The sequence below is a fragment of the Kitasatospora sp. NPDC057512 genome (assembly GCF_042802135.1).
Taxonomy (GTDB): Bacteria; Actinomycetota; Actinomycetes; order Streptomycetales; family Streptomycetaceae; genus Kitasatospora.
Map to the genome: position 1 here is coordinate 1 of NZ_JBHVET010000007.1, position 24,489 is coordinate 24,489.

At 73.4% G+C, this 24,489-nt stretch carries 23 protein-coding genes; 19 read left to right on the plus strand and 4 right to left on the minus strand.

The features are described 5' to 3' along the window. Positions 1 to 768: FecCD family ABC transporter permease (locus ACFU6K_RS01175; RefSeq protein ID WP_380660167.1), on the plus strand; the 768-nt coding region annotated here is incomplete at its 5' end. Continuing rightward, positions 765 to 1,607 (plus strand): ABC transporter ATP-binding protein, encoded by an 843-nt coding sequence (locus tag ACFU6K_RS01180; protein ID WP_380660168.1) that lies wholly within the window; start codon positions 765 to 767, stop codon positions 1,605 to 1,607. The genes ACFU6K_RS01175 and ACFU6K_RS01180, both read left to right, overlap by 4 nt. A 20-nt stretch (positions 1,608 to 1,627) precedes the next feature. On the opposite strand, the gene ACFU6K_RS01185 is transcribed toward ACFU6K_RS01180, so the two are convergent. Then, entirely contained in the window at positions 1,628 to 2,476 is an 849-nt protein-coding gene (locus ACFU6K_RS01185; protein WP_380660169.1) for a universal stress protein, read from the minus strand. 259 nt (positions 2,477 to 2,735) lie between these two features. Here ACFU6K_RS01185 and ACFU6K_RS01190 point away from each other — a divergent pair, with 259 nt between their 5' ends. The 8 genes from ACFU6K_RS01190 to ACFU6K_RS01225 all read left to right on the plus strand — a co-directional run bounded on the left by ACFU6K_RS01190 (position 2,736) and on the right by ACFU6K_RS01225 (position 11,910). After that, on the plus strand, positions 2,736 to 4,013 hold the full coding sequence (locus ACFU6K_RS01190) for an ABC transporter substrate-binding protein (RefSeq protein ID WP_380660170.1): 1,278 nt from the start codon (positions 2,736 to 2,738) through the stop codon (positions 4,011 to 4,013). Positions 4,014 to 4,150: 137 nt separating this feature from the next. Next, the gene (locus ACFU6K_RS01195; protein WP_380660205.1) at positions 4,151 to 5,002 is read left to right on the plus strand and encodes a carbohydrate ABC transporter permease; all 852 of its coding nucleotides are present in this window, start codon (positions 4,151 to 4,153) and stop codon (positions 5,000 to 5,002) included. Further along, on the plus strand, positions 4,999 to 5,832 hold the full coding sequence (locus ACFU6K_RS01200) for a carbohydrate ABC transporter permease (protein WP_117486835.1): 834 nt from the start codon (positions 4,999 to 5,001) through the stop codon (positions 5,830 to 5,832). Before ACFU6K_RS01195 ends, ACFU6K_RS01200 begins: the two co-directional genes overlap by 4 nt. Before the next feature lie 75 nt (positions 5,833 to 5,907). Next, on the plus strand, positions 5,908 to 7,134 hold the full coding sequence (locus tag ACFU6K_RS01205) for an ABC transporter ATP-binding protein (protein WP_380660171.1): 1,227 nt from the start codon (positions 5,908 to 5,910) through the stop codon (positions 7,132 to 7,134). An 83-nt stretch (positions 7,135 to 7,217) separates the two neighbouring features. Next, positions 7,218 to 9,026: a multicopper oxidase domain-containing protein gene (locus tag ACFU6K_RS01210; RefSeq protein ID WP_380660172.1), complete on the plus strand. Its 1,809-nt coding sequence runs from the start codon at positions 7,218 to 7,220 to the stop codon at positions 9,024 to 9,026. A gap of 266 nt (positions 9,027 to 9,292) precedes the next feature. After that, positions 9,293 to 10,273, plus strand: coding sequence for a SigB/SigF/SigG family RNA polymerase sigma factor (locus ACFU6K_RS01215; protein WP_380660173.1), 981 nt, complete (start codon positions 9,293 to 9,295; stop codon positions 10,271 to 10,273). A 101-nt stretch (positions 10,274 to 10,374) separates the two neighbouring features. Next, on the plus strand, positions 10,375 to 11,346 hold the full coding sequence (locus tag ACFU6K_RS01220; protein WP_380660174.1) for a DUF5133 domain-containing protein: 972 nt from the start codon (positions 10,375 to 10,377) through the stop codon (positions 11,344 to 11,346). A gap of 123 nt (positions 11,347 to 11,469) precedes the next feature. Continuing rightward, positions 11,470 to 11,910 (plus strand): SRPBCC family protein, encoded by a 441-nt coding sequence (locus ACFU6K_RS01225; protein ID WP_380660175.1) that lies wholly within the window; start codon positions 11,470 to 11,472, stop codon positions 11,908 to 11,910. Between the two features lie 68 nt (positions 11,911 to 11,978). On the opposite strand, the gene ACFU6K_RS01230 is transcribed toward ACFU6K_RS01225, so the two are convergent. Then, positions 11,979 to 12,383 carry a hypothetical protein gene (locus tag ACFU6K_RS01230; protein WP_380660176.1) on the minus strand — a complete coding sequence of 135 codons (405 nt, stop codon included), beginning with the start codon at positions 12,381 to 12,383 and terminating at the stop codon, positions 11,979 to 11,981. Between the two features lie 420 nt (positions 12,384 to 12,803). Here ACFU6K_RS01230 and ACFU6K_RS01235 point away from each other — a divergent pair, with 420 nt between their 5' ends. The 4 genes from ACFU6K_RS01235 (at position 12,804) to ACFU6K_RS01250 (ending at position 16,901) form a co-directional block, all read left to right on the plus strand. Beyond that, positions 12,804 to 13,391 (plus strand): restriction endonuclease, encoded by a 588-nt coding sequence (locus ACFU6K_RS01235; protein WP_380660177.1) that lies wholly within the window; start codon positions 12,804 to 12,806, stop codon positions 13,389 to 13,391. Between the two features lie 205 nt (positions 13,392 to 13,596). Beyond that, positions 13,597 to 13,866 carry a hypothetical protein gene (locus ACFU6K_RS01240; protein ID WP_380660206.1) on the plus strand — a complete coding sequence of 90 codons (270 nt, stop codon included), beginning with the start codon at positions 13,597 to 13,599 and terminating at the stop codon, positions 13,864 to 13,866. After that, the gene (locus ACFU6K_RS01245) at positions 13,859 to 14,476 is read left to right on the plus strand and encodes a DUF6879 family protein (protein ID WP_380660178.1); all 618 of its coding nucleotides are present in this window, start codon (positions 13,859 to 13,861) and stop codon (positions 14,474 to 14,476) included. Before ACFU6K_RS01240 ends, ACFU6K_RS01245 begins: the two co-directional genes overlap by 8 nt. A gap of 13 nt (positions 14,477 to 14,489) precedes the next feature. Then, a complete protein-coding gene (locus ACFU6K_RS01250) occupies positions 14,490 to 16,901 on the plus strand; it encodes an ATP-binding protein (RefSeq protein WP_380660179.1) in 2,412 nt (803 codons plus the stop codon). A 112-nt stretch (positions 16,902 to 17,013) separates the two neighbouring features. On the opposite strand, the gene ACFU6K_RS01255 is transcribed toward ACFU6K_RS01250, so the two are convergent. After that, positions 17,014 to 17,673: a TetR-like C-terminal domain-containing protein gene (locus tag ACFU6K_RS01255; protein WP_380660180.1), complete on the minus strand. Its 660-nt coding sequence runs from the start codon at positions 17,671 to 17,673 to the stop codon at positions 17,014 to 17,016. 106 nt (positions 17,674 to 17,779) lie between these two features. Between ACFU6K_RS01255 and ACFU6K_RS01260 the strand changes: the two genes are divergently transcribed. Beyond that, positions 17,780 to 18,997 (plus strand): alpha/beta fold hydrolase, encoded by a 1,218-nt coding sequence (locus ACFU6K_RS01260; protein WP_380660181.1) that lies wholly within the window; start codon positions 17,780 to 17,782, stop codon positions 18,995 to 18,997. Between the two features lie 21 nt (positions 18,998 to 19,018). Here ACFU6K_RS01260 and ACFU6K_RS01265 read toward each other — a convergent pair whose 3' ends face one another. Further along, positions 19,019 to 19,405 carry a winged helix-turn-helix transcriptional regulator gene (locus tag ACFU6K_RS01265; RefSeq protein WP_380660183.1) on the minus strand — a complete coding sequence of 129 codons (387 nt, stop codon included), beginning with the start codon at positions 19,403 to 19,405 and terminating at the stop codon, positions 19,019 to 19,021. A gap of 140 nt (positions 19,406 to 19,545) precedes the next feature. Between ACFU6K_RS01265 and ACFU6K_RS01270 the strand changes: the two genes are divergently transcribed. The 4 genes from ACFU6K_RS01270 to ACFU6K_RS01285 all read left to right on the plus strand — a co-directional run bounded on the left by ACFU6K_RS01270 (position 19,546) and on the right by ACFU6K_RS01285 (position 24,424). Next, positions 19,546 to 20,901: an MFS transporter gene (locus ACFU6K_RS01270; protein ID WP_380660184.1), complete on the plus strand. Its 1,356-nt coding sequence runs from the start codon at positions 19,546 to 19,548 to the stop codon at positions 20,899 to 20,901. An 828-nt stretch (positions 20,902 to 21,729) separates the two neighbouring features. Then, entirely contained in the window at positions 21,730 to 22,551 is an 822-nt protein-coding gene (locus ACFU6K_RS01275; protein ID WP_380660185.1) for a lipase family protein, read from the plus strand. Positions 22,552 to 22,711: 160 nt separating this feature from the next. Continuing rightward, positions 22,712 to 23,512, plus strand: a complete 801-nt coding sequence (locus ACFU6K_RS01280) for a metal-dependent hydrolase (protein WP_380660187.1) — start codon at positions 22,712 to 22,714, stop codon at positions 23,510 to 23,512. 138 nt (positions 23,513 to 23,650) lie between these two features. Next, positions 23,651 to 24,424 carry an SDR family NAD(P)-dependent oxidoreductase gene (locus tag ACFU6K_RS01285; protein WP_380660188.1) on the plus strand — a complete coding sequence of 258 codons (774 nt, stop codon included), beginning with the start codon at positions 23,651 to 23,653 and terminating at the stop codon, positions 24,422 to 24,424. Positions 24,425 to 24,489: the final 65 nt, after the last annotated feature.

The following is a 24,489-nucleotide window of genomic DNA, read 5'->3' on the forward strand; positions in this document are numbered from 1 at the left end:
GGCTGCCTGATGCAGACCCTCGCCCAGAACCGGCTGGCCACCCCGGACACCGTCGGCTTCAACGAGGGCGCCACCGCCTTCGCGGTCGCCTCCGTCACCGGCGTCGCCACCCAGCTGCTGCCCTCCGCCGCCGCCCTGGCGGGCGCCGCCACCGCCGCCTCGCTCGCCTTCGCCCTCGGCGGCGGGACCGGCCGCAACGGCTACCGCTTCCTGGTCGTCGGCCTCGGCATCGGCGCGGTCTTCGGCGCGGTGACCAACCTGATGCTCTCCCGCGCCGCCATCGACTCCGCCAACGCCGCCTACGCCTGGACGGTCGGCACCCTCAACAGCCGCGACGCCGACGCCGTCGGCTACCTCGAACTCGGCCTGCTGGCCTGCCTGCCCGCCGCCGTGCTGCTCGGCCGCCGGCTGTCGCTGCTGCGCTTCTCCGACGCCGTCGCCACCGGGCTGGGCGTACGGGTGCGCGGCCTGCGGGTCGGCGTCCTGCTGGTCGCCGTGGTCTGCGCGGGCCTGGCGGTGGCCGTCGCCGGACCGCTCGGCATGATCGCGCTCGCCGCGCCCGAGGCCGCCCGCCGGATCGCCGGACCGCGCTGCGTGCCGGTGCTCACCTCGGCCGTCGCCGGAGCCGCCTTCACCCTGCTCGCCGACCTGATCGGCCGCACCCTCCTGTCGCCGCTGGAGGTGCCGGCCGGCTTGGTCACCGCCGTCGTGGGCGGCCCGTACCTGCTCTGGCTGCTGCTCACCACCCGTCCCCGGAGGACCGCATGACCGCCCGCCCCGCGACCGCCGAGACCGCTGCGGCCACCGCCGGAGCGCCGCGGCTGGCGACCAGCGCGCTCAGCCTCGGCCACGACCGCACCATCGTGGTGCGCGAGCTCGACGTCGAACTGCCGCAGCGGCAGGTCACCGTCATCGTCGGCCCGAACGGCTGCGGCAAGTCCACCCTGCTCGGCGGCCTCGCCCGGACCATCGCCCCGCGCTCCGGCGCCGTGCTGCTCGACGGCAAGCCGCTGACCTCGCTGTCCACCCGCGCCATCGCCCGGATCATCGGCCTGCTGCCGCAGTCCGCCACCGCCCCGGACGGGCTGACCGTCCGTGACCTGGTCCGCTACGGCCGCCAGCCGCACCAGGGCCTGCTGCGGCAGTGGTCCGCCGCCGACGCCGAGGCGGTCGAGCACGCGCTCGCCGCCGCCGACCTGCACGAACTGGCCGACCGCCCGCTGGACACCCTCTCCGGCGGACAGCGCCAGCGGGCCTGGATCGCCATGGCCGTCGCCCAGGACACCGACATCCTGATGCTGGACGAGCCCACCTCGGCGCTGGACATGGGCCACGCGCTGGAGGTGCTGGAGATGGTGCGCGGCCTGACGACCGAGCGCGGCCGCACCGTCGTCCTCGTCCTGCACGACCTGACCACCGCCTGCCGCTACGCCGACCACATGGTGGCCATGCGCGACGGCCGGGTGGCCGCCCAGGGCGCGCCGCGCGACATCGTCACCCCGGAGCTGGTGCGCGAGCTGTACGGGGTGGAGAGCGCGATCCTCACCGACCCGGTGCACGGCACCCCGGTGGTCTGCCCGGTCGGCCTCGCCCCCCGGGTGCGCTGACGTCCAAAACGGGACCGGCGTCAGCCGTACGGGACGACGGCGACCGGGCAGTGCACGTGGTGGATCGCGGCGTGCGCCACCGGGCCGAGGTGGTGGTGGCGCAGCGGCATCCGCCGGATGCGGCGGCCGACGACCAGCAGCCGGGCCGTCGCGGCGGCGTCCACCAGCTCGACGGCGGCCTTGCCGCGGATCAGGTCGGTGGTCACCGTCACCTCGGGGTGCCGGGCCTGCCAGGGCTCCAGGGCCCGGGCGAGGCCGTCGTGCTCGACGGCCGAGACCTCGCCCTCCAGCCCGCCGATCGCCCCGTAGGACATGTACTCGCTGCCGGCCGGCGGGGACCAGACGTGCACCACGCGCAGCGGCGCCGAACGGAGCGCGGCGGCCTCGAAGGCGAAGGCCAGCACCTCGTCCGCCGGGTGCGCCAGGTCGAGGCCGACCGTCACCGCGCCGTCCGGTTCGTCCCCGCCGGCCCGGATCAGCACCACCGGGCAGTCCGCCCGGCGCAGCACCTCCTGGCTCACCGAGCCGACCAGGAAGCCGCGCAGGGTGCCCAGCCCGCGCGAGCCGAGCACCAGCAGGGTGGCCCCGTGCGCGGCGGCCTCCAGGGCCTCGACGGGATCGGCGGCCACGGAGGTCGCGGCGACCTCCACCTCCGGCGCGAGGGCGCGCAACTCGCCCTCGCGCTCGGCGAGTTGTGCCAGGGCGGAGTGGTCGCCGGGTCTGCTCCCGGGGGCGATCTGCTTCGGCCGGGGCCAGGCCTGGAGGACGTCCAGGCGCAGGCCGCGGCGCTGCGCCTCGTGGGCGGCCCAGGCGGCGGCGGCCAGGCTCTCGGGTGAGCCGTCGAATCCGACGACGACGGGTCCGATCACGGCGTGCTCCTCGGTTCCGGTGCGCCCCTGGGGTCTCGGTGCGGCCAGTATCCGTGCCGATTCGGACCGGCGCCTCCCGGAGCCGTCGCCGGTCGCCGTGGGTGACGGGACGGGCCCGGTTCCGCCGTCCGGCTGGTCGGCCGGCCGGCGGCGCGGCACGCCCGGGCCGGGCGGGGGACGCCGGGCTAGGGTCGGCCGAGCCGCTCCGTGCCGTCGCAGCCGGTCGGTTTCCGCCGCTCCTTCCCAGCCCGGGAGAACGATGCCGAGGGTCCCCACGTTCCGCTCGCGGTGGGCGGGCGCCGCCGCCGGACTGGCCGTCCTCGCCGCCGCCCTGGTGGGCTGCGGGGACGGTGGGAGCGGAGGCCCGGTCACGCTGAACTGGTACAACTTCCCGGACGACTCGGGCGCCCTCCAGCAGGCCGCCGACCGCTGCGGGCAGCAGTCCGGCGGCCGCTACACGATCCACTACAACAAGCTGCCGCGCGGCGCCGACGGCCAGCGCCAGCAGCTGGTGCGCCGGATGGCGGCGCACGACTCCGGCGTGGACGTCCTCGGCCTGGACGTCACCTGGCCCGCCGAGTTCGCCGAGGCCGGCTGGATCCGCGAGTGGACCGGGGCGATGCGCGAGCGGGCCACCGCCGACACCCTCGACGCGGCGGTGCGGACCGCGACCTGGCGGGACCGGCTGTACGCCGTGCCGTACAACTCCAACACCCAGCTGCTCTGGTACCGCGACGACCTGGTGCCGACCCCGCCCGCCACCTGGGCGGAGATGCTCTCCCAGGCCCGGGAGCTGGACCGCGAGGGCAAGCCGCACCTCGTGGAGATCCAGGGCGCCCAGTACGAGGGGCTGACGGTCTGGTTCAACACGCTGGTCACCAGCGCGGGCGGCTCGATCCTCACCCCCGACGCGCAGGCGCCCTCGCTCGGGGCGCCCGCCGTCACGGCCGCCGGGGTGATGCGCGACCTGGCGGCCTCGGTGGCCGCCGACCCCTCGCTGCCGAACCAGATGGAGGACCAGAACCGGCTCGCGATGGAGTCCGGCACGGCCGCCTTCGAACTCAACTACCCCTTCGTCTACCCGTCGATGAAGGCCAACCGGCCGGAGCTGTTCCCGCACTTCCGCTGGGCGCCGTACCCCGCGGTGAGCGCCGACCGCCCCGCCAGCGTCACCATCGGCGGGATCGACCTCGCGGTGGGCGCCTACAGCCGGCACCCCGACCTCGCCGCCGAGGCCACCCTCTGCCTGCGCGACCGCGACAACCAGCTCACCAACGCGCTGAAGGGCGGCCTCCCGCCCTCGCTGCGCAGCCTGTACGAGACGGCCGAGCTGACCGCCAGCTACCCGTTCGCCGCCGACGTGCTGGCCGCCCTCGACTCCGCCAGCGTGCGGCCGCAGACCCCGGCCTACCAGAACGTCTCCATCGCCGTCTCGCACACCCTCTCCCCGCCCGCCGGCATCCACCCGGAGAAGGACGTGGCCGACCTCCGCGGGCAGATCCGGGACGCCCTCGGTTCGAAGGGGCTGATTCCGTGACACCGCCCGTTCCCGGGCCACCGCCCGCTCCTGGGACACCGTCCGTTCCCGGGCCCCCGCCCGCTGAAGCCGCGGCCGGGGCCGCCGCCGGAGCGGGACCGGGCGGGCCCTCGCGCGGCGCCCGCCAGGAGAGCCGGCTGGGCCTGCTGCTGTGCGCCCCCGCGGTGGTCGTGATGCTCGCCGTCACCGCCTACCCGATCGGCTACGCCGTCTACCTGTCCCTACAGCGCTACGACCTGCGCTTCCCGGCCCAGGCGCACTGGGTCGGGCTCGCCAACTACGGCGCGGTGCTGACCTCGCCGTTCTGGTGGCAGGCGCTCGGCGTCACGGTGCTGATCACCGCGGTGTCGGTGGCCGTCGAGCTGGTGCTCGGCCTGGCGCTCGCCCTGGTGATGCACCGTACGGTCTTCGGGCGCGGGACGGTGCGCACCGCGGTGCTGGTGCCGTACGGGATCGTCACCGTCGTCGCGGCCTACTCCTGGCAGTACGCGTGGACCCCGGGCACCGGCTACCTGGCCGCCCTGCTGCCGGAGGGCAGCGCCCCGCTGACGGAGCAGTGGCCGGCGGTCGGTCTGATCATCCTCGCGGAGGTGTGGAAGACCACCCCGTTCATGGCGCTGCTGCTGCTCGCGGGCCTGGCCCTCGTCCCGGACGAGACGGTCCGGGCGGCGATGGTGGACGGCGCGAGCGCCGGGCAGCGGCTGCGGCTGGTGATCCTGCCGCTGATGAAGCCCGCGATCCTGGTCGCGCTGCTCTTCCGTACCCTGGACGCCTTCCGGATCTTCGACAACATCTACGTGCTGACCAGCGGCTCCAACGGCACCGGCTCGGTGTCGATCCTCGGCTACGACAACCTCTTCACCGCGCTCAACCTGGGCATCGGCTCGGCGATCTCGGTGCTGATCTTCGTCTGCGTGGCGCTCATCGCGCTGGTCTTCGTCAAGCTGTTCGGCGCGGCCACGCCCGGCGCGGAACCGGAGCGGCGATGAGCGGCCGGCCCGCCCGGGCGCTGACCGGCTGGGGCATCGCCAACCTGGTGGTGGTGCTCTACGCGCTCTTCCCGGTGTGGTGGATCGTGGCGCTGTCCTTCAAGGACCCGGGCACCCTCTCCGACGGCGCCTTCGTGCCCCGCCGGTGGACCCTGGCCAACTACCGCGGCATCTTCCAGACCTCGGAGTTCACCCGCGCCCTGGTCAACTCGATCGGCATCGCGCTGATCGCCACCACCGTCGCCGTCGCGCTCGGCACCATGGCCGCGTACGCGGTGGCCCGGCTGCGCTTCCCCGGCAAGCGGCTGCTGATCGGGGTGTCCCTGCTGATCGCGATGTTCCCGCCGATCTCGCTGGTCTCGCCGCTGTTCGGCATCGAGCGGGCGCTCGGCCTGTTCGACACCTGGCCCGGGCTGATCATCCCGTACATGACCTTCTCGCTGCCGCTGGCGATCTACACGCTCTCGGCGTTCTTCCGGGAGATCCCCTGGGACCTGGAGAAGGCGGCCAAGGTGGACGGCGCCACGCCGTGGCAGGCGTTCCGGCTGGTCATCGCGCCGCTGGCGGCACCGGGGGTGTTCACCACCGGCATCCTGGTCTTCATCTTCTGCTGGAACGACTTCCTGTTCGCGATCTCGCTGACCTCCACCACCTCGGCCCGGACGGTACCGGCGGCGATCGCCTTCTTCACCGGGAGCTCCCAGTTCGAGCAGCCGACCGGCTCGATCGCGGCGGCCGCGGTGATCATCACGATCCCGATCGTGGTCTTCGTACTGCTGTTCCAGCGCCGCATCGTCGCCGGGCTGACCGCCGGCGCCGTCAAGGGCTGAGCCCGACACCGAGTTTTCCCAGGACGAGTTTCCCAGGATGAGCCCGCCCCACCCGGCGGACCAGGAAGGCGGACCGTGGCCGAGATCGTCCTCGACGGCATCACCAAGCGCTACCCCGACGGCGCCCTCGCCGTGCGCGACGTCGACCTCACCATCGCCGACGGCGAGTTCGTGATCCTGGTCGGCCCCTCCGGCTGCGGCAAGTCCACCACGCTCAACATGATCGCCGGGCTGGAGGACATCACCGAGGGCACCCTGCGGATCGCCGGGGAGGTGGTCAACGACCGCGCGCCCAAGGACCGCGACATCGCCATGGTCTTCCAGAGCTACGCCCTCTACCCGCACATGAGCGTGCGCGACAACATGGGCTTCGCGCTGCGCCTGGCCAAGGTCGACAAGGCGACCATCGCCGCCAAGGTCGAGGAGGCCGCCCGCGTCCTGGACCTCACCCGGTACCTCGACCGCAAGCCCGCCAACCTCTCCGGCGGGCAGCGCCAGCGGGTCGCGATGGGCCGGGCGATCGTCCGCGACCCCAAGGTCTTCCTGATGGACGAGCCGCTGTCCAACCTGGACGCCAAGCTCCGGGTGCAGATGCGCACCCAGATCGCCGCCCTCCAGCGCCGCCTGGGCACCACCACCGTCTACGTCACCCACGACCAGGTCGAGGCGATGACGCTCGGCGACCGGGTGGTGGTGATGCGCTCCGGCGTCGTCCAGCAGGTCGGCTCGCCGCAGCAGCTGTACGACGAGCCGGTGAACCTCTTCGTCGCCGGGTTCATCGGCTCGCCCGGCATGAACTTCCTCGGCGCCGCGCTGGAGCAGGGCGCCGTGCGCACCTCGCTGGGCGACCTGCCGCTGGACGACCGCACCCGGCGCGCCCTGGAGCGCGCGGACGCGCCGCGCGAACTGGTCGTCGGCATCCGCCCCGAGGACTTCGAGGACGCCGCCCTGGTCGAGGGGCACGCCGGCGGGGTCACCGTCACCGTGACCGTCGAGGTCCGGGAGTCGGTCGGTTCGGACGTCTACGTCCACTTCGCGGAGGAGGGCGGACCGGCGGCGGCCCAGGGCCCCGGCGGCCTCGCCGGACCGGCGGAACTCGCCGAACTGGCCGAGCTGGCCGAACTCGCCGCCGACTCGGGCCGGGCCGACACCGGCATGCGGGAGCACCGGGTGGTCGCCCGGTTGAACCCCGCCACCCGGGCCGCCGAGGGCGGCCCGCTGGACCTGCAGGTGGACACGGCGCGCATCCACGTCTTCGACCCCCGCACCGGGGCCAATCTGACCCACCCGGAACGTTCGTAGCGTGGTACGGAAGGCCCAACCCCCGGCCGGCCCGCGGTGTGCCTGACCGTTGCCGTACCGAACCCGACTTACATTGCCCGGTTATGGGAGAAAATGTCGGAATCAGTCGCCGATCGGTGCTCAAGGCCGTCCCCGTAGCCGCGGTCCTCGCGGCCGGCTCCGACGGGATCCTCGCCCGCGCCGCGACGGCGGCGGCCCCCTTCCCGCAGCCCGTCGTCCGGACCGCCCGGTCGGCAGCCGGCGGGCTGGGGGCGGTGCTCGACCAGACGCTCGACGTACGGTTCACGACGCTCTCCGTCCCGGGCTACGGGACGGTCACCACGCGCACCTACAACGGGACCATCCCGGGGCCGACCCTGCGGGCGCGGGGCGGGGACGTGCTGTGGCTGACCCAGGTCAACGGCCTGCCGCCGAACCCGGCCGAGCCGTCCGGGTCGGCCGAGCCGGCCGGGTCGTCGGGGATGTCCGGGGTCGCTGGGTCGGCCGGGCCGGCCGGGCCGGCCGGGGTGGCCGGGATGTCCGGGACGGCCGGCTCGGCGCGCCACGGCGGCCACAACCGGCCGCACCGCGTGAACACCTTCAACCTGCACACCCACGGCCTGCACGTCTCACCGTCCGGGCACGCCGACAACATCCTGCGCGAGTTCCCGCCGCGCACCGCCGACGAGGCCGCGGCCGGCGCCCCGGAGCCGCGGTACCTGACCACCGTCCAGATCCCGGCCGACCATCCGGCCGGGACCTACTGGTACCACCCGCACGCGCACGGGGCCACCGCCGAACAGATCGCCGGAGGAATGGCCGGGGTCATCGTCATCGAGGGCGACGTCGACGAGGTGCCGCAGATCAAGGCCGCCGCCGACCTGGTCGTCTGCATCAACGAACTCCGGCTCAGGGACGGCAGGGTCCCCGACTTCACCTCCGGCGACGCCCTGGCCGCCGTCCCGCCCACCTTCACCGTCAACGGCGAGGTCAACCCCACCCTCGTGCTGCGCCCCGGCGAGGTCCAGCGCTGGCGCCTGGTCGCGGCGACCGCGCTCACCGCCCTCTCGCTCCAGGTGGCCGACGGGGAAAGGGTGTTGACGTTGCATCAGATCGCCATGGACGGCGTGACCTTCCCCGCGCCGGTCGCCACCGAGGTGGTCCCGCTGGGCGTCGGCAACCGCGCCGACGTGCTCGTCCGGGGCGGCGAGGCCGGGACGTACGAACTGCGGGCCAAGGGCGTGCCCGTCCCGCTGATGACGGTCGAGGTGGCGGGAGAGGCCGTCCGGCCGCCCATGGAGCTGCCGTCCTCGCTGCCCCAGGGCATGCCGTTCCTCGACGAGAAGGACATCGCCAACCCCGACGGCGACCGCAGGGTGGTCTTCCATGTCGACCCGAAGGTCTTCGCCCAGCCGTTCCCCAACGCCTACCGCGTCCTCGGCAGCCACCCGACCCCCGCGGCCACCCCCGGCGGCGACCTCACCCGCGACCCCGCCTACGGCCTGTTCGACCCCGAGTACGTCAACCACACCCTGGAACTCGGCACCGTCGAACGGTGGACCGTCCACACCGACGAGACCATGCCGATTTTCCACCACCCCTTCCACCTGCACACCAACCACGTCCTCGTCACCCACCGCAACGGCGAACGGCTCGACCCGCCGGTGTGGCAGGACACCGTCGACCTGACCGGCGGCAAGCCGGGCGACACCGTCACCCTCCTGGTCAGGTACGAGGACTTCACCGGCCGCACCGTCCTGCACTGCCACCAGCTGCAGCACGAGGACCTCGGGATGATGCAGCTGGTCGAGTACGTCCGGCCGCGACGGCCGGAGCCGGCGGGGTGGCCGGGGTGGCCTCAGCAGCCGGGGTGGCCGGGGTGGCCGGGCCGGCCTCGTCCGCTCGATCACTGAAGGGGCTGCCGCCGCCGGCCGTCGGCGGCGGCGCAGGAAAGCTCCTGGAACGTGCGTTCGGAACCGGATCCCGGGGTAGAACCACTCGTACAGCGGCCGTGCGATTCCGGCTGCTCCAGCACCTTGGGCGGTGCCACCGAGGCCGGTGCCACCGGGCCGCGCTCGCAGGAGCCGGGCGGGTTCCGGGGGAAAGTCCGCGACACGCCGCGCGAGGTGCGAGCCGTACGTGGTGCCGGGCGCTCACCCCGGTGCCCAGGAGCGATCACGTGTCCGTCCACCTGGAAACAGCCGGCTGGGAAGCGGCCCCCTCGGGCCTGCCGCCCGACCTCCCGCGACGGCCCACGGCGGCCGAACTCCGCTGCATGGGGAAGTCCGAGGCGCGGGAGCTGAGCGACACGCTGTTCGAGCGGCTGGCCGGGCTGGCCCGGGAGACCCGCGCCTACAGCTATGTCCGCGGCACGATCATCGAGCTCAACATGCCGCTCGTACGCTTCATCGCCGCCCGCTTCCGGCACCGGGCCGAGGACAGGGAGGACATCCTCCAGGTCGGCACGATCGGCCTGATCAAGGCCGTCGACGGGTACGACCCGCGGCGCGGCGTCGAGTTCGTCACCTATGCGATCCCCACCATCACCGGCGAGATCAAACGGTTCTTCCGCGACACCTCCTGGCCGGTACGCGTCCCGCGCAGCATGCAGGAGCTCTACCTGTCCGTCGCCCGCGACTCCGACCGCCTGGAACAGGAACTCGGCCGGCTGCCACGGCCCGAGGAGATCGCCGAGGACCTGCACCTCACCGTCGAGCAGGCCACCGCGGGGCTCCTGGCGGGCCGGGTGTACCGCCCCAACTCCCTGGACGCGCTGCGCGACCAGGACACCGACGAGACGGGCAGCGCCCTGCTCGACCGGCTCGGCGGCTGCGACCCCGGCATCGAACTCGCCGACTTCCGCACCGCCGTCCGCCCGCTGCTGGCCGGCCTGCCGGAGCGCGAGCAGACCGTCCTCAAGCTGCGGTTCTGGGACGGGTGCACCCAGTCCCGGATAGCGGAGCGGATCGGCGTCTCCCAGATGCACGTCTCCCGGCTGCTCAGTGCCACCCTGGCGTGGCTGCGCGAGGAACTGGAGGACCAGGACGCGCCCGGGTGGGGCGGCGGGGAGCCGGAGATCGCTTCTGGGGCAGGGGGCGGGGGTGGTGTCGAGGGCGGGCCCGAGGGTGGCCCCGGCGGCGCGTGCGAGGGTCGCGGCTGAGGCGGTCGGGCGGGCCGACGTGCGGGGTGGGGACCCGGGGGTGCGGTTTCGCAGCGTGATCGGCGCATACTTTCCGTAAACACACGGAGGTGCTCATGCCCATGGTGGATGTCGCTGCCCTCGGCCGACTGGTCGCGGAGTACGAGGCCCTGTCCCCGTCGAGCTCGCCGGAGGCCCGGCAGCGGTTGCGCGACGTCTGCTACACGATCGGCATCTACACGGGCGAGGCCGACGCCGTCCGCGCCGTCGCCCGGGCCCGCATGCTGCTGGCCCGGCAGGGCCCGGCCGACGGCGGCGGGGCGGCGGCCGGAGCCCCGGCGACCGACCGGGCCCGGGTGGCACTGCTGGCCGAACTCGGCGACCTCGCGGCCCGCGAGCGGGTGCGGGCCGCGCCCCTCCCCAGCCTGCACGACGTGGTGCAGCTGACCCGGGTCACCGTCCCGGACTGCGTGGGCGCCGCCGTGAGCACCTGGCACGACGACGGCTCGGTCGAGACCTTCGCGGCGACCCCGTCCTACCTGCTGGCCCTCGAACGCGCCCAGAGCGGGGCGGAAGCCGGCCCGCTGCCCCGCCTCCGGCGCCAGGGCGAGGGCCAGGTCGTCGTCCGGCTCGACCCCGGCCGACCGGACCGGTTCGCCGACCGCGCCCGGCGCTGCGGCGTACGGGCCGTGGCCGGCGCACACCTGCGCACCCACCCGCACGGCTGCACCGTGTTCAGCGCCTACCTGCGCACCCCGGTCGACCCCGGCACACCGGCCCTCGGGCTGGTGGAGGTGCTCGCCCTCCAGGCGTCGGCGGCCCTCGACCGCTTCGCGCTGTCCCGGGCCGTGGCCGACCTGCTCGACCGCCGGCACGCCACCGGCCTGGCCATCGGCCTCACCGCCGAGCGGTTCGACGTCACCCCGCACGCCGCGCTGAGCCTGCTGGTCGGAGCCGCCCAGCGACTGGGTACCGACCTCGCCACGGTGGCCCGGCACCTCGCCGACGGTGACCGGCCGCGCGCCGCGCCCGGCGACCGCACCGCGCCCGGCGACCGGCCGCGCGCCGCGCCCGGCGAGCGGAGCGGCTCGTAGCGCGGGCGGGGGATGGTTGCGCCGCCGCCGGACGGGCAGGCGTACAGGCGGGGGAGGAGAGGCGTGTGGACGGGCGCGCGCAGACGGGCTGAGGCCCTGGTCGCGCCGTACGAGGAGGTCGTCATGAGCATGGTGAAGGAATCCGTGGACGTGGCCGTGCCCCTGCACACCGCCTACAGCCAGTGGACGCTCGCCGAGGAGTTCCCGCGCTTCATGGCAGGCGTCGACTCGGTGACCCGCCTCGACGGCCGCCACAACCACTGGCAGACCAGTGTCGACGGCGTCACCCGCGAGTTCGACACCGAGATCGTCGACCAGGAACCGGAGGAGCTGATCGCCTGGCGGGGCATGGACGGCGAGGCCGACCGGAAGGAGGTGGTGACCTTCCGGCGGCTCGACCCGGGCCACACCCGGGTCACCCTCGCCGTCGACCTCCGGCCCGCGGGCCCGGGGGAGAAGGCCGCCGAGGTCAGGGGTGAGGCCGACCACCGGGTGAAGGGGGACCTCCGGCGGTTCAAGGAGTACGTCGAGGAACGCGCGCGGGGGAGGGGCGGGGCGGGGTGAGCCGGCTCCGTCGGCCCGTAGGCCCGTTGGCCCGTCAGCCCGTCAGCCCGTCAGTCCCGTCAGTCCCGTCAGCTCGTGCCGGCCCGGCGGCGGCCGCTCCAGTGCGCGAGCGCGGCGACCGAGCCCAGCGCCGGCAGCGCCGCCGCCGCGAAGATCCCGAACAGGTACTCGCCCGACAACGTGGTGAACGCCAGCAGCAGCACCTGCACCCCGGCCGTCGCCGCCAGGAGCCTCCCGCCGGGCCGAGGGCGCCAAACCCCGCGCACCGCCCACGCGTTGATCCCGGCCATCGCGAACCCGGCGGCCGCCATCACGTACGGCACCGCCTTCGGCTTCGGCGCCACCTCGTCCTCGAACCCGATGCCGTTGTAGAACAACGGAATCGCGATGCAGAAGTACAACACCACCGCCACCGTCTCCAGGGTCAGCAGCACGGTCGTCGCAGCCCGCGACAGCCAGGAGAGAGCGGTCATGGTGGGGAGCCTTTCGGGAGTTCGGTGTTCTGTACCGCGACGCCGGGGGAGCCCGGATCGCAGCGGTCCATCGCCACTGGAGGCATGGCACGATCGCGCGACGGGCACGTTCCATGGCGCCGCCCCCGGCACCCTGGGCGTCGGCGCCACCGCAGCATAGTCAAGAAATGGCAAAGGCTGTACTGCGGTGCAGGTCGGGACATGTCCTCCCGGCACGTACCGGGGTCAGCCCCTCAAGGGGAGGGTTCGGCCGCCGATTGCCGGAATCCGGTCAACTCGGCGGCCCGGTCACAGGAGTTCGCCTGGATCGCGGGCGTGCGGGGACGGCTGCTTCTAGGCTCGTCCGAACACCGTGGCGTGAGGGGGAGTGCCGTGGCCCGTAGGCCTGTTCGGCGACGTCGGTCGACCGTCGCCCGCCGGGTGAAGCAGAACACGCCGCTGCTGGGGGCGGCCGCGCTGGTCGCGGTCGTGCTGGTCTCGCTGGTGGTCCAGTGGCTGGCCCATCACCTGCTGCTGGTCGCTGCGCTCCTGACCGTCGGGGCGGGAACGGGCGTCGCCGTGCTGCGCTCGCGGGCGCGGGCCCGGCAGCGGGAGCTGGACGCGCGGACCGCCCAACTTCGGCACATCGGGCCGTTCCTGGCGATGACCCCGAAGGCCTTCGAGCACGCGCTGGCGGACCTGTGCCGTCGGGACGGCTGCACGAAGGTGAAGGTGGTCGGCGGGGCCGGCGACCTCGCGGCGGACGTCCTGGCCACCACCCCCACCGGGCAGCGGATCCTCATCCAGGCCAAGCGGTACGGGCCGAGGACGTTCGTCGGCTCCCAGGACGTCCAGAAGGTCAACGGCACCTACCGCGATGTGCACCACTGCGACCTGGCCGCCGTGGTGACCACCAGCTCCTTCACCAAGGCCGCCGCCGCCTTCTGCGCCCAGGTCGGCATCCGCGCCGTCGACCAGCGGGCGCTCGCCCTGTGGGCGGATGGGCGGGGCGGGGCACCGTGGGTGTGAGTCACCGGGTCCCGCGTTCGACGCCTGCCGGGGAGAGCCGGAGCCGGCGCCGCTGCCGGTCGACTCCGCTGGCAGGGGACCTGTGCCGCGATGGTGATCATTTAGGAGTACATGGCGAATGTACTGAATATTCTCCTGGCTCTCCATCAGGTATAAGATGAAGCAATCGTGGTTCCGCGCCGAGGGCAATCCAATGAGGGCAGGTATGGCTCGCCGATGGGAAGCCGATCCTTCCGCTTCGTTGCGGAAGCGTCTCGGAAAGTCCGCCGAAGAGCTGGGTTCGTCCGACGGAAAGGACGAATGCCCGGACATCTGGCAGCTCTCGAACGGCGATGTCGCCGTCATCGGTCGCGATCTCACGGAGAACTACCGCGGGCGGCTTCCCGAAGGCGTCGTCCTGGGCCCGGGTGAGCGGCTCGTCGTCATCCCCGGCCTCATGTTGAGCGCGGCGAAGGCGGACATCCCGGATGCCTGATCGAAACGCCCCCGAGCTGCGGCCCGAGTGGGGCGAGCTCCTCGCCCGGGACGACTACAAGCGTGACTTCCGTGAGCGGGACGCGCTGATCCGAGGCCGGGACTCGTGGAAGTTGGAGCGTCGCCAGTACTTCGAGGAGCAGGGCAGTCCGAGCTGGGACGCCGCCCGGCGGGGCGACTGGGGCGAGGCGCTGCGGCTCCTGGAGGACCGGCGCCCGGCGCTGCTCGCGATCGGGCGGGAGGACGCGGCGCGGCGGTCCTTCTTCCACCGGGTGCGGGTGGTCGAGCGGCCGTGGACGGACTATCTGCGCTGGCAGCTGCACTCGCTGCGGATCAGAGCCGAATGCGGGGAGCGCGTCCGTATCGTCGACGCCGTGGAACTGGCCGATTCCGAGGAATTCGGACAGTTGCCGGAAATCGTCGTTCTCGGCGGCCGTACGCTCTATCAGGTGCGGTATTCGGAGGCGGGAATTCCGGCCGGTGCGATCAGGTACACCGATCCCGATCTCGTCCTCCGGTGGGAGGGCTACATCGAGGATCTCCACCGGGTGGGCGAAGACGTCCTGGCGTACGTCGAGCGTGAAGTCGCGCACCTCCTCCCGCCCGCTTAGGAAACGGAGCGCAGTGGCAGACGAGCAGACCGGGTCCACCGGCGACCCCGGAAGCACGCGCTCCACCGTGTCCGGGTCCTCCGCCCAGGACGTGGTCCAGGCCAGGGATGTCAGCGGAGGCATCCACTTCCACGGTGGACCCGACCGACCGAACACCACCCCGACTCCGCGCCAACTACCCGCCGACGTACGCGGCTTCGTCAACCGTACGGACGAACTCCAACAGCTCAACGACGCCCTGGCCGGCGATGGCCCGAACCCCGACGCCGCCGCTGCCGTCGTCGTCATCGCCGGAACCGCCGGCGCCGGGAAGACCTCGCTCGCCCTGCACTGGGCCCACCAGGCCCGACACCGCTTCCCCGACGGCCAGTTGTACGCCAACCTCCGCGGTTACGATCCGGGCCGGCCCGTCACCGCCCAGGAGGCGCTCCACCGCTTCCTGGCCTCCCTCGGCGTCGGCGCCCAGTCCGTCCCACCCGACCCCGACGCGGCCGCCGCCCTCTACCGCTCCCTCCTCGCCGAGCGCCGCGTCCTGGTGGTCCTCGACAACGCCGCCAGCGCGCACCAGGTCCGGCCGCTGCTGCCCGGCAGTGCCGGAAGCCTCGTCCTGGTCACCAGCCGCAGCCGACTGTCCGGTCTCGCCGTACGCGACGGCGCCCGTCGGCTCACCCTGCGGACCCTGCCCGAGGCCGAGGCCGTCGCCCTGCTGCGGGCCGTCACGGCCGGGCACCGGTCCGAGGACGACCCGGCGAAGCTCACCGAACTGGCCCGCCTCTGCGCCCAACTGCCGCTCGCCCTGCGCATCGCGGCCGAACGTGCCGCCAGCCTGCCGCACATGGGCCTGGATGACCTGATCAGCGACCTCCGCGACGAATCCGCGCTCTGGGACGCCCTCAGTGTGGGCGAGGACGAGGACGCCGACGCCGTCCGTACGGTCTTCGCCTGGTCCTACCGGGCCCTGCCCGACCAGGTCGCCCGCATGTTCCGGCTCCTCGGCCTCCACCCCGGCCCCGACTTCGGGCTCCACGCCGCGGCCGCCCTCGCCCACCTCACCCCCGGCCGGACCCGGCAACTCCTCGACTCCCTCGTCGGCGCCCACCTCGTCGAGCAGAGCGCACCCGACCGCTACCAGTTCCACGACCTCCTGCGCGCCTACGCCACCGACCAGGCCCAGCACGAGGAAACTCCCGTAGAGCGGAAGTCCGCACTGCACCGGGTGCTCGACTGGTACCTGCACACCGCTGACGCCGCCCAGCAGTGGCTGCGGCCGGCCGAGGCCCGGCTATCGCTCGACCCGGCGTCCGGCGGAGTCCAACCGGCGGCCTTCGCCGACTACAACGCCGCCGTGGACTGGGCCGAACGCGAACGCGTCAATTTCCTCCAGGCCGTCCACACCGCCTCCGCCGTGGGCGAGGACCGGCGGACCTGGCAGCTGGCCGCCGTCCTCTGGAACGCCCAGGCCCCCTCCGCCCCCGGCGCGGACTGGCTCCCGGCAGGTCGGCTCGGACTGGCGGCCGCCGAACGCCTAGACGACACCGCCGCCCGCGCCCTGCTGCTCACCGACCTCGGCATGGGGCACACCCGGGTCAACTCCCTTGACGACAGCCTGGAGTGCCACCGCAGAGCCCTGGCGCTCTGGCGCGAACTCGGCGACGGGCTCAACGAGGCGCACTCGCTCAACCTGCTGGGACTCGTCCACCTGCACAGCCGGCAACTGGACGACGCCGCACAGTACTTCGAGGAGGCACTCGCCGCCTTCCGGCAGTTGAGCGAGGCCCACTGGGAGGCCACCACGCTCTCCAACCTGGCCAGCACCCACTACCGCGCCGGACGCCTCCCCGAGGCCGCGGCCGCCGTCGGCCGGGCGCTGACCGCCCACCGCGCGCTGGAGAACCGGCGTGGCGAGGGAAACGCCCTGCGCCTGCTGAGCGACATCCGACGTGAGGACGGCGACCCGGCCGGCGCACTCGCCTCGGCGTACGCGGCACTAGACATCGCTCTGAACCTCCGCGACCACCGCCTGGAAGGCTTCTGGCTCCTCACCCTCGGCGACGCCCAGCGGGCCGACGGCCAACCCGCTGACGCCCTCGACTCCTATCAGCGCGTCGCTGTCCTCCACCGCCGCCTCGGCGACCGCAGCCGCGAAGCCCTCGCCTGGCACGGCGCGGGCGAGGCCTACCGCGACCTCGACCGTCACGTCGAAGCCGCCGCCTTCCTCCGTCGGGCCGCCAGTGCCCACCACGAACTCGGCGACCGCTGGCACGAGGCACTGGCTCTCGACGCCCTCGCGGCGACGGTGTCCACCGAGGAGCCGGAGGCTGCCCGGCGGCACCGGGAGGTGGCGCTCGGACTGCTGGACGGGTACGAGGACGCGCGGGCGGTCGCGGTGCGGGAACGGATCGCGCGGTGGGTGGGGGCGGGCTGACGGCGGCTGTGGTGCGTCGTGGGGGCGGGGAGGCCATGGCCGCTGATGGTTCGGGGGTCGGGGCGGGCCGGTGCGAGGTTGGTGTGCGGTCGCCTCGACGGTGGCTCGGCCGTCAGGCGGCGAAGGCGGCGAGGAGTTTGTCGGTGAGGCGGTCGAGGTAGTCGGGGGCGGTTGCCGTGTGGACGACGGCGAGGCGCCAGTACAGCGGGCCGGCGAGGAGGTCGAGGGCGAGTTCGCGATCGAGGTCGGCGGGGAGCTCGCCGCGGTGGATCGCTCGCTCCAGCAGGTCGGCGGCCTTGCTGCGGCGGGGGTCGCGGACGGTGGTCAGCAGTACCTGTGCGAGCTCGGGGTTGCGGCCGGCTTCGGCGAGCAGGTCGGGGATGATCTTCGCTGGGAGTGGGTGGCGCAGCGCGCCCGCGGTCTCGGTGAGGAAGGCGAGGACGTCGCCGCGCAGGGTGCCGGTGTCCTTGGTCTCGGAGGCGTCCACGGCCACGGCGCGGATCAGGGCGACGGTCATGTCGAGCTTGGACGGCCAGCGGCGGTAGATGGCGGCCTTGCCCGCCCCGGCCCGCTTGGCGACCGTCTCCAGGGAGAGCCGTGCGTAGCCGACCGCCGCCAGCTCCTCGAAGAAGGCGGCCGCGATCGCCTCGGTCACGGAGTCCTGGAGCACCGGCCCGCCGGGCGTCCGGCGCACGGGGGGCGCGGAGGTGTCGGAGGTCGCGGAGGTGTCGGTGGTCGCGCGGGCCGGCTGGGGTGCGGGTGTGCTGGACATGCCCCGAACCTACATCAGGCGGAACGCTTGCGTCTCGACTGGAGGAGGGCTAGCGTCGTAGGCGAGACGGGACGGTTCCGTCTCGCCAAGAGCTCGGGAGTGCACCATGCGATTCCTCTTCGAGGACGAGTCCTTCTCCTTCGAGACGCTCCGGGCGGCCGGATTCGCCGACTACGGCGGCGCCGACCTCGGCGAGGTCGTGGCCACCGCCCGGAACATCGGCGAGGGCGACGAGGAGGCCTGGCTGCGCGAGTGGAAGGCCACCGCGGAGCGCGTCCACGGCATCGGCAGCCGCGCCCTGGCGGCCGGGCACCGGGTCAGCGCCCGCGAGGCCCTGCTGCGCGCGTCGAACTACTACCGCACCGCCGAGTTCTACCGCCGCGACGACCCCGCGAACGACCCCGAGGCCAAGAGCCTGTCCGCGCTCTCCCGGGAGACCTTCGCCGCCGCGGCGGCCCTGATGGACACCCCCGTCGAGGCCGTGACCATCCCCTACGAGGGCACCGGCCTGCCCGGCTACCTGTTCCTCGTCGACGACTCCGGCGCCCCGCGCCCCACCGTCCTGTTCACCAGCGGCTTCGACTCGACGCTGGAGGAGGCCTACTTCGCCGTCGCCGCGGCCGCGCTGCGCCGCGGCTACAACGTCCTCGCCTACGACGGGCCGGGCCAGGGCGCGGTGCTGCGCGAGCAGCGGCTGGTCTTCCGGCCGGACTGGGAGGCCGTGGTGACCCCGGTGGTCGACTACGCGCTGACCCGCCCCGAGATCGCCGCCGACGGGCTGGTGCTGTTCGGGTACAGCCTCGGCGGCTACCTGGCCGCCCGCGCCGCCGCCCACGAACACCGCCTGGCCGCCCTGGTGTTGGACGACGGCCTCTACAGCTACCGGGAGGCCCACGACCGGGTCCTGCCGCCGTTCCTGCGCGAGTGGATCGAGGCCGGCCGGGACGACCTGGTGGAGCCCGTCATGGCCCTGCTCATGCGGGCGAGCACCCAGGTGCGCTGGGCGCTGCGCAACGGGGTGTGGACGTTCGGCGCCGCGTCGGTGGCGGACTACATCCGCCGTACCGCCGACTACACCCTCGACGGCGTCGCCCAGTTGATCGACTGCCCCACCCTCGTCCTGGACGCCGAGAACGACCAGTTCTTCCGCGGCCAGCCCCAGGAGGTCCAGGCCGCGCTGACCTGCCCGCACACGCTCGTCACCCTGCCCGAGGCCGAGGGCGCGGGCGAGCACTGCCACATGGGCGCCATGTTCCGCTTCCACCAGACGGCCTTCGACTGGCTGGACACCACCCTGGCCGGGGCCGCCCGGCCCGCGGGCTGACGGGGTCCGGACGGGAGGGCGTCACTGCTGGTGGGCGCTCCGGGCCTGGTCGACCTCGTCGAGGTGGGACTCGCCCCACGTCAGGAGCGGCTGGAGCGCCTGCCTGAGGGACCGTCCGAGGTCGGTGAGCTCGTACTCGACGTGCGGCGGGATGACCGGGAAGACGGTGCGGGTCAGCAGACCGTTGCTCTCAAGTGAACGGAGGTGCTGGGTAAGGACCTTGGGGGTGATCCCGACCACCGATCGCTGCAGGGCGTTGTAGCGGGCGGTTCCTTCGGACAGGACGCAGAGGATGGAGAGCATCCACTTGTCCGCGATCAGGTCGAAGACCCGGCGTGTTGTGCAGCCCTGCTCCAGCTGCATCGGTGCGGCGCCATCGACGGCCCGGCCCGGAGTGACACTATCCATCAGGAGAGTATGGCACTTTATTGTGCATACTTCCGGGCCGGTTTCCTGCTCCGGAGACTTGGCGCATGACGACAATCCGATCCGGGACATCCCCTGCCCACCAGCTCCGCCGGACGGCACGGGCGCGGAACTCCGGTGCTGTGCTGGCCATCCTGTGCACCGCCCAGGCCCTCGACATCATGAATCTCTCGTCGGTCAACATGGCGCTGCCGGAGATGGCGCGGGACTGGGGCGCGTCACCGGAGCGGCTCTCCTGGGTGGTGTCGGCCTACTCCCTGGTGTTCGCCGGGTTCCTGCTGGTGGCCGGCCGGGCCGCCGACCTGTGGGGGCGGCGGCGTGCCCTGCTCTGCGGTATGACGGTGTTCGCCCTCGCCTCCGCCGTGGTGTGGGCGGCCGACCCGTTGCCGCTGGTCGTGGCCGCCCGTGCGGTCCAGGGCGCCGGTGCGGCGGTGACGGTGTCGGCCGCGCTCGGGCTGGTCGGGGCGCTGTGGCGCGAGGAGCCGGGACGATCGCGGGCGCTGGGAGCGTTCGGGGCCATGGGCGGCGTAGGCCTCGCCTTCGGGCTGGTCGTCGGGGGCGCGCTCGTGGGGTCGATCGGGTGGCGGGCGATGTTCGCCCTGAACGTCCTGGTCGTGGCCGCGCTCGTCGCCGGGGTGCTGCTCCTCATTCCGGCCGACGACCCGGCGGACCGCGCTCGTGGAGGCCTCGACCTGCCCGGCGCGGCCCTGGTCACCGTCGGACTGCTGGGGCTCTCCTTCGCCCTGACGCGGCTCGGCGGGGACGCGACGGACGGCACCGGCTGGGCGAGCGCCGTCGTGGCGGTGGGCGGCACCGGCGGTTTCGCGCTCTGGCAGCGGCGCGCGGCCGAGCCCCTGGTCCCGCCGGCGGCCTGGAAGCGGCCCAACCTGGCCGTGGCCCTGACGGTGGCCGTGCTCATGTACGCGGGATGGGTCGGGGTGAACTACTTCGCCGCCCTGCTGCTGCAGAATGTCCTCGGCTACAGCCCGCTCGGCACGGGCGTGGCCTTCCTCCCGCTGGCCGTCGGCGGAACGCTCCTGCCGCTGGTCGCCGGGCGGCTGGTCCCACGGGTCGGCGCGCGCCGGCTCATGGTGTTCGGCCTGACCTGCTACACGACCGGCCTGGCGCTGTTCTCCCTGGTGGGCCCGGGGGCGGGCTACTGGACCGTCGTCCTCCCGCTCCTGCTCCTCCTCATCGTCGGCCTCTCGCAGACCTTCGTGTCGGCGAACGTCACCGCACTCTCCGGTGCCGGAACCGACGAACAGGCCCTGGCTGGGGCCATGTTCAACACCGCCCTGCAGATCGGCGGCGGCCTCGGCCTCGCCGTCCTCTCCACCGTCGCCACCACGGCCGGCGACGATCTCCCGGCCGGCTACCGGTACGCCTTCCTCACCGCCGCGGGCATGGCGCTCGCGGGGCTGGTCACCGTCGTGGTCGGCACTCGCCACCCTGACGGGCGAGGCACGGAAGCTGACTGATTGTCAGTGGCCCCTGTTGTCATGGCCCATGAGCGGAGAGCGTCCACACGACCTTCCTGGGGGCCAAATGGTCAAGACAGTTCCGGTTCGCGGCCACTACCGGGCCGACGGGACGTTTGTGCGGCCCCACAGCCGACGGATCCGGGGTGAGTCGTCGCATGCCCGACCTGGTGGGGGTGTGGCGGCGCCATCCGCAGCAGCGGTGGTGGGAGGTGGTGGGGGTGCCCTGGTGGCGATGCTGGGGATCCTGGTGCTGATCGCCCTGTCATCGACGGGTAGTCCAGGTGCCTCGGCCGGTACAGCCAACTCGTCGCCGACGACTTCCGCAACACAAACCGCCCAGCCTGGAGTGTCGCAGGCGCGTTGATCGCCTGCTGCGGCGGTCCCGCAGGACGGGTGCGGATGTCCCGGGTCCCCCGGGGCATCCGGCTACCCCCGCCGGTGGCGGGGAGAAGTGGTCCAACCTGCAGCGTTCAAGCGTCAGTAGTCGGGCGACCCCGCGAATGCGCGGGAAGCGAGTCGGCGTGGGCTTCCCGTGAGTGGTTCACCTCGGCGACGGCTGATTCTACGGGAAAGGCATGTTGAGTGAGTTCATTCTATTGCGACATCAAATGGTGATCTGAAGCTCTTGCGCGACGTCGCGGTGCCGGCGGGGGAGGCGCGGCGCGCGGTGGGGGCGGTGGTGTGCCCGGTCGCCCGCGAACCGGGTGCGGGGTAGCGTCACTCTTGGTCGCCAGGGCGTTACGGTGCGCGCCCGGTGGAGGGCGTCGGCCGGGCCCTGGGGCAGGCCCGCCGTCCCTTCCGTCGACCCGACAGGAGTCGCCCCCCATGGCCGTCCCCACCGAATTCGACCAGCACGCCACCGGCTACAGCCTTCCGCACGCGTACTGGCTGGCCAAGGCCGCTGAGCTCGCCTACCAGGACGAGGCCGCGATCGAGGAGCAGGCCCGGGCCTGGGGCTTCGACACAGTGCGCCACCACCGGACGCGCTTCACCCCGCCGTTCCCGCTGCAGGACACCCAGGCCTACACCATGGCCGGCGACCACATGATCGTCACCGCGTTCCGCGGCACCGAGCCCGCGCAGATCCGCGACTGGCTCACCGACTCCACCACCCCGCCCTGGCCGGGCCCCGCCCGGACGGGCTACGTCCACTACGGCTTCGCCGAGGCCCTCGAATCCGTCTTCCCCGACGTCGCCAAGGCCCTCTCCGAGCTGCGGACCGATGACCAGACCGTGTGGTTCACCGGCCACAGCCTCGGCGGCGCCCTCGCCATGCTCGTCGCCGCCCGGCTCGACCTGGAGGGGCCGAGCCTGGCGGCCGACGGCGTCTACACCTTCGGCCAGCCCCGGACCTGCGACCGGCTGCTCGCCGCCGCGTACGACAAGGGCCTGCGCGGGCGCACCTACCGCTTCGTGCACGGCAACGACATCGTCCCCGAGCTGCCCCCGGAGCCCGCCTTCACCCATGTCGAGGCGCTGCGCCACATCGACTCCGCGGGACGCGTCCAGGAGAAGGTCGGGCTGGTCTCCGCGCTGACCGACCGGGCCAAGGGCCTGGGCGCCGCGGCGTTCTCCCCGGACGGCGAGGGCATCCGCGACCACCTGATGCGCAGTTACCTCGCCGCGCTGGAGAAGGCCCTGGCCTGACCGGCGCGGGCTGGGGGGGCTTGCGCCGGGACGGGAAGGGCGGGGCGGGGGAGGGGCGGACGGGACGGGCGCGGGCCCGGTGATCTTGGACGGATAGGCTGCCGTGAACTCAGGTCCTCACAGTGGGGACGGAACTGATGAGGATCGGTGGTGTACGGACATGATGGGACCGGCGCATTCGCTGTCGGGTGCGGCCGCTTGGCTGGGGGTGGGTGCGGCGGCGGCCGGGATGGGGGAGCCGATGCCCTGGCCGGTCCTGCTCGCGGGGGCTCTGATCTGCGCGGGCGCGGCCCTGGCGCCCGACCTGGACCACAAGGCGGCGACGATATCCAGGGCGTTCGGGCCGGTGTCCCGGGCGCTCTGCGAGGTGATCGACAACCTGTCGTACGCGGTGTACAAGGCCACCCGCGGCAAGGGCGACCCGCGGCGCTCGGGCGGCCACCGGACGCTGACGCACACCTGGCTCTGGGCGGTGCTGTGCGGGGCGGGCGCGGCGGCGGTGGCCGTGTACGGCGGCCGCTGGGGCGTGCTGGTGGTGCTGTTCGTGCACATGGTGCTGGCGATCGAGGGGCTGCTGTGGCGGCACGCCCGGGTCTCCAGCGACGTCCTGGTGTGGCTGCTGGGGGCGACCAGCGCGTGGATGCTCGCGGAGGTCCTCGACAAGCCCGGCAACGGCTCGCAGTGGCTGTTCGAGGAGCCCGGGCAGCAGTACCTCTGGATCGGGCTGCCGATCGCGCTCGGCGCGCTGGTGCACTGCCTGGGCGACGCGCTGACCGTGTCGGGCTGCCCGGTGCTGTGGCCGATCCCGATCGGGCGCCGGCGCTGGTACCCGATCGGGCCGCCGAAGGGCATGCGGTTCCGGGCCGGCAGCTGGGTGGAGATCAAGGTGCTGACCCCGGTGTTCATGGGGGCCGGCGGGGTCTGCGCGGCGGGGGCGCTCGGCTTCTTCGGCAACGGCTGAGAGCAATGTTCCTTCGGGGTAGGGGAGTTGGCGGGTCGCCGGTTGGGTAGGCACCGGTCGGCGCGGGAGGTGGGGGAGGCCCGGCCTCCGGCGCCGGGGGTGTGTCCGGTACTTCTCGCAGCCGTGGGAGTGTGACAGATGACGTCCGTGCCGGGAGAGGTGGCGATCGTCACCGGTGCCGCCAGCGGGATCGGCCGTGCGGCGGCGCTGCGGCTGGCCCGGGCGGGTTGGGCGGTCGCGGCGGTCGACGTCGACGCGGCGGGCCTGGACGCGTTGGTGGAGCGGGCCCCCGGGGTGCGCCCGTACGTCTGCGACGTCACGGACTACGCGGCGGTCACGGCCGTGGTCCGTGACGTCGGCCGCGAGCTGGGCCCGCCCCGGCGGCTGGTGCACTGCGCGGGCATCGGCGTGATGGGCCGGCTGCTGGACCAGGACCCGGCGGACACCCTGCGCCTGATGACCATCGTGTACGGCGGCACGCTCCACCTGGTCCGGGCCGTGGTGCCGGCGATGGCGGCGCGGGGCGGGGGCCAGGTCGTGCTCTTCGGCTCCATCGGCGGCTGGGTGCCCGTCCCGCTGGGCGGCGGCTACGGCGCCGCCAAGGCCGCGGTCCACTTCCTCGGCGAGATCGTCGCGGCCGAACACCGTGGCGACGGCATCCGGGTGCTGTGCGTCTGCCCGCCCGCGGTGGAGACCCCGATGCTGTCGCGCATCCGGGTCGAGAGTCCTGAACTGCTCGGCCCGCGGCGGGGGTTGAGCCCGGAGAAGGTGCTGGACTCGATGGACCGGGCCCTGGCGCGGGGTCGGATGTGGGCCTTCCCCGGGCGCGGCACCCACGCGATGTGGACGGCTCGGCGGCTGGCGCCCCGCGCGCTCAGCGGCATCCTGGGCCGGGTCCTGGTCGGGAAGTAGCCGACCCCTGGTCGGGAAGTAGCGGGCCCCTGGTCGGGAAGTCGCCGGCCCCCGGCCGGGGCGTA